This is a genomic window from Vibrio sp. YT-19(2023), from assembly GCF_033337395.1.
Genome location: NZ_JAWOQN010000930.1, coordinates 1 through 559, shown reverse-complemented (window position 1 = coordinate 559; position 559 = coordinate 1). Strand labels below are relative to the sequence as shown.

The following is a 559-nucleotide window of genomic DNA, read 5'->3' as shown; positions in this document are numbered from 1 at the left end:
CCGCGAGTTCGAGCTTTTTCTTAAAGCTTTCAAACAAGCTAAAGCGTACTAACCATCGCTCTAGTGGCGAGAGATTCTTCAATGAGTTTTCTCTTAGCAGCGAAATACTCTCTTGATCGATATGCTTGTGGCTTTCGTGAATTCTCTTAATGAGCTGTTTGTGTTTCACCTTTTTACCCGCCGAAGGCAGGATCAAAGCTTGGCTAATAAAGAACACCGACAAAAACAGCAAAAGAAGAAATAGGGGGAATTGACTTTCCATAGCACACCCTCCTAACGGACTTTTTCGTTAAATATTTCAAATGGAACGTCTAAGCCTCGTTTAATCAATTGATCATGGCAACTTGGCACGATGCCTGTTGCTATGTAATCCCCTAACACATTGCCATCTTGATCCACCCCTCTTCTCTGGAAGGTAAAGATCTCGGACATGGTGATGACTTCCCCTTCCATGCCGTTTATTTCCTGCAAACTGACCATGCGGCGCTTACCGTCTTCCTGACGCTCCATTTGCACCACGATATTGATGGCTGACGCGATCTGCGCCCTTAAGTTTTTG

The 559-nt window shown here is 44.5% G+C and carries 2 pseudogenes; both read right to left on the bottom strand.

The features are described 5' to 3' along the window. Nucleotides 1-262: pseudogene (locus tag R7E78_RS29255) on the bottom strand (pilus assembly protein TadB); the annotation flags it as partial. Between the two features lie 11 nt (nt 263-273). After that, nucleotides 274-559: pseudogene (locus R7E78_RS29250) on the bottom strand (CpaF family protein); the annotation flags it as partial.